Source organism: Streptomyces sp. NPDC001292 (genome assembly GCF_042896465.1).
Lineage (GTDB): Bacteria > Actinomycetota > Actinomycetes > Streptomycetales > Streptomycetaceae > Streptomyces.
This window is the reverse complement of sequence record NZ_JBIAXG010000115.1, coordinates 1-4336: the sequence shown is the minus strand read 5'-3', so window position 1 is coordinate 4336 and position 4336 is coordinate 1. Positions and strand designations below refer to the sequence as shown.

The 4336-nt window shown below is 68.0% G+C and carries 3 protein-coding genes; all 3 read left to right on the top strand.

The genetic code is table 11. From position 1 onward, the window contains the following. Positions 1-1249: 1249 nt before the first annotated feature. The 3 genes from ACFY4A_RS42345 to ACFY4A_RS42335 are packed head-to-tail and all read left to right on the top strand — an operon-like array spanning position 1250 to position 4181. The gene (locus tag ACFY4A_RS42345) at positions 1250-2260 is read left to right on the top strand and encodes a bifunctional DNA primase/polymerase (RefSeq protein ID WP_390834640.1); all 1011 of its coding nucleotides are present in this window, start codon (positions 1250-1252) and stop codon (positions 2258-2260) included. Next, entirely contained in the window at positions 2257-3783 is a 1527-nt protein-coding gene (locus ACFY4A_RS42340) for a phage/plasmid primase, P4 family (protein ID WP_390834639.1), read from the top strand. The genes ACFY4A_RS42345 and ACFY4A_RS42340 overlap by 4 nt, the downstream gene beginning before the upstream one ends. Next, complete coding sequence (locus ACFY4A_RS42335) at positions 3780-4181, top strand: DUF6009 family protein (protein WP_390834638.1); 402 nt, start codon at positions 3780-3782, stop codon at positions 4179-4181. Before ACFY4A_RS42340 ends, ACFY4A_RS42335 begins: the two co-directional genes overlap by 4 nt. Positions 4182-4336 lie beyond the last annotated feature (155 nt).

Below are 4336 nucleotides of genomic sequence, written 5' to 3'. Positions count from 1 at the left end.
GCCACCATCACGGACGCACCGGACCTACCTCACCCACCCCGCACCATGCCTGATCAGCACAACCCAGCCCCCACACTCGGTTTCGAGAAGCCTTCAAAGTCGAACAGACCCTGCACGCGGCTCTGGCGGATCCAGCGGCAGCGAAAAAATGGGCTTCCGGCCAGCTCGTCAAAGCCCTCGCCCGTCCCGTCGGCTTCACCGCTGCCGCAGCCGCCGAGCCACCTGCCCGCCCAGTTGCCGCACCTCACCGGACGCGCGCAGACACGCCACCGCCCAAACCAGAACCCCCCGACGCCACCCCCGCCAAGACCGCCCGCAAAGCAACGCCGCACAGACGATGCGGACGGAAAGCCCACACAGGGCCAACGGGAGGCGGAAGCAGCCGAGCAGCGGGCCCACCACTGTACGGAAGAACACGGAAAACGACCTGGACTATGCACGGAACCGAGCCGCGCAGACAGACCATGTTGCACAGCAGGCACGCCATGCAGCTGAGACGGCACGATCCCGGTGAGCTGTGCGCTCGCACCGCAGCCGGGCGGTTCGGCAAGCGGGCCTCCGCGAGCACTTCGGCGACCGTCTCCCGGAATCTGGCCGAGCCTGCTGGGCTGGGGAGCTACAAGATGAGCGACTGAAGCGACTCACGGTGGAAGGGCAGAATCCGATGCTGTGAGCGGGTCTGGTCGGGCGCTCGGTCGCTTCCGACGCTGTCTTAGCTTGGCTCAGCGACGGAAGGCCAGCGACTCAGCCACGTTTCGGTCGCTGCCGCAGAACGGCACGAAACCGCAGGTCGAGGCGCCTTTGGCTGAGTCGCAGCGACTGAAGCGACTGGACTTTCTGGTATATGAAGACATTCGCGTGCGCGTGCCTGCGTCATATATAGAAAGCTTCAGTCGCTTCAGTCGCTGATTCGGATGTCAGACTCTGTTGACCTGCGGTTTTACTCAAACCGTTAGACAGCTACTGAAGATGTCTCGGTCGCTGCCGCTCCCGTTCGGTCGCTGGCACCCGTGCTACCGGTCTCATCGTCGACACGGCGGCACGGCCTTTTCTTATGTGCTCCATGACCTCATCAGCCGCGTTCGCTAGTCTGTGTCCGTCGTTGAGTCGCTTCGGTCGCTGATGGGGGGTGCAAATGCCTGCTGAGCTGCGGTTTCCTTGCAGCGACTCACGGCAGCCCGCCCGAGAGCCTTCAGTCGCTGAGTCGTCCCTGGCCACCGCTCGCTGGTGCGCGCGCCGCGGCTGGCCCGTGCATCCCCTCACCCCAGGCCGCAAGACCCCGGCCGCGAACTGCAACGACTGCCGGACAAACCCTCACCCCGCCTCATCCTGCGCCTGCATCCCGGCAGGCCGCTGGTGCCATGGTTTCCACGCCGCCACCCTCGACCAAGACCGCATCCACCAATGGTGGGGGCGTCACCCTCAATTCGGCATCGCAGTCTCCTGCGGCCCGGCCGGCCTGGTCGTCATCGACATCGACGCCCACCCCGCCCACCCCGCCCAGCCCCCCACGCGCGACCGGATCCTGCCCGGCATCCCGATCGCCGACCACGTCGACCTCACCGGCCTCGCCAACGGCTTCCACACCCTCGCCGTCCTGGCCGCCCTGCGCGGCCAGCCCAGCCCCGCCAACGACGCGACCACTCTCCGCGTCCGCACCCCTTCCGGCGGCCTGCACGTTTGGTACCGGGCCAGAGACAGCCGGCGCTGGCAGTCCTCCGTCGGCTCCAGCCCTGGCCGCGCCCTGGCCTGGCAGGTCGACATCCGCGCCCACGGCAGCTACATCATCGCCCCCGGCACCACCACCCAACACGGCACTTACACCCCCATCGATGACACCCGCGAGCCCGCCGCGCTCCCACTCTGGCTCGCCCAGGAACTCGAGCGCACCAACCACCTGCCCGCCCCCAACGTCCCCGCGCCCAGGCCGGTTCCACCCCGAGCCCGTCAGGCCGTCCTCGCCGCAGGCGGCGGCCGAGACCGCATCCAGCACACTCTTGCCACGGTCCTGGCTCCCGTGGAGGCCTGCGGCCAGGTCGCTGAGGGCGCAGGATTCTCCGACACCCTCAACCGCGCCGCCTACATCCTCGGCGGGCTCATCGCCGCCGGCCGCCTGCTGCAGGACGAGGCCGAACAAGCCCTGAAGGAAACCGCGACCGCGGCCCGCCCTGGACAGGAGCGCCGCATCGAGCAGATCATCCGCAGCGGCCTTGCCGCAGGCCTCAAGCGGCCCCTGCACGCAAGCGGGAGGCGCTCGTGACGTCGTCCGGGCCCGAGACGCTCTTCGACTTCGACCCCGAAGCAGTCGCCGCCCAGATCCGCGCCCAGGGCGCCGCCGTCGTGCCGCGCCCGGCGCAGGCCGACACCGGGCATGCCCCGGCCGGTGAGGCGACCGCGGACGGGCTGCTGCCGGACACCCTGTCGGACCGCGGCAACGCCAAGCTGTTCGTCAGGCTCTACGCCAACGACTACCGGCACGTGCCTGGCATCGGCTGGTACCGATGGGACACCACCCGCTGGCAGATCGACGAAGACGACACCGTCCTGTGGGCCGCCGGCGACCTCGCTGAGAACATCGCCACCCACGATGCCCGCGGCCTCTTCACCACCACCGCCCTGCAGCAGCACCGCCGCCGCGCCCTGTCCACCACCGGCATCAACGCCATGCTCACCCAAGCCAAATCCGCCCCCGGCATGGTCTTGAACGCCGCTCGGCTGGATGCCGACCCCTACGCCCTGTGCACCCCCGACGGCATCGTCGACCTGCGCACCGGCCTGACCAAAACCCCTGACCCGAACAAGGACTTCCACTCCCGCTCCACCACCGTCGGCCCCCAGCCCACCCCCACCCCCCGCTGGGAAACGTTTCTGACCGACACCTTCGGAGACGACAGCGAAGGCCGGGAGATGATCTCCTACCTCCAGCTGCTGCTCGGCTACTCCCTCACCGGCGACGTCGGCGGCCAAGTCCTTCCCTTCCTCTTCGGCTCCGGCAAGAATGGCAAGTCCGTCCTGCTGGACGTGCTGATGAAACTCCTCGGCGACTACGCAGACGCCGCCCCGCCCGGATTCCTCATGGCCCGCCCCTATGAAGGCCACCCCACCGACCTCGCCGAACTCCATGGCCGCCGCGTCATCGTCTGTTCCGAGGTCAAACCAGGCGACAAGTTCGACGAGGCCCGCGTCAAGCTCCTGACCGGCGGTGACCGCATCAAGGCCCGCCGCATGAGGCAGGACTTCTTCAGCTTCACCCCCACCCACAAGCTCTGGCTGCTGGGCAACCACCGCCCCGAGGTCGGCACCGGCGGCTTCGCGTTCTGGCGCCGTATGCGCCTAATCCCCTTCGAACGCGTCGTCCCCGACAACCGCAAGATCGACAATTTGGCGGACATCCTCGTCACGGAGGAAGGCCCCGGCATCCTCAGCTGGCTCATCGACGGAGCCCGCCGCTACCTCGCCGGCGACCGCGACCTCACCGGACCCGAACGCGTCCGCATCGCCACCACCGCCTACGCCGAGACCGAGGACCACACTGGCCGCTTCTACGAAGAACGCTGCCACCTCGCCCCTGACCTGCGCGCCGAGCAGACAGCCCTCTACGCCGCCTACAAGACGTGGTGCCAGAATGAAGGCGCACCGGTCATCTCCTCGCGCGCCTTCGCCGCCCGCACCCGAGAACTCGTCGGGCTGGCCTCGCCCAAGGAGATGATCCTGTCCAACCAGCGCAAGCACTACCCGGGCATCGGACTGCTCACCGACGAGGAAAGGGACATCAGCGCATGAGTTCCCTGATCAGCGCGGACGAGATCAGCCACGAGACCGACCTCGTCTGGCTGGAGGACATCGACCAGCTCGACTACGTCCGCCAAAGCCTGGACCGGCTACCCACTCGCAAGGGACGGCCCGCCTACCACCGCGACGGACGCATGGTCGGCTACGCCCTCCTCGGCCCCGCCGCCAAACCCTCCCGCGCCTCCGGCACCTTCCGTCGCCGCGTCTTCTGGCTTCTGCCCCACGACCGCGACACGGTTCCGGACGGACTGTACGCCAAGAGCGCCCCCGCCGAAGCCGTCGACCCCCGCACCCTCAAACCCTGCATCAAGGGCTACAAGACCGAACGCTCCGAAGGCGGCCCCCCATCCAGCGCGATGCAGGAACTCGGCATAACGCTGCCCCTGTAGATGCCGCACGGACCTGCGCACTCCCCTTCCTCGCCATGACTGCGCTGTGATGGTCGGCGAGGGAGTGTCATGAATCAGGCTCTGGCCCGTAGTCGGTGGTGACGCCGAGTAGCCGCCCTCGATCATGATCTTGTGGTGGATATCAACTCCCTTAT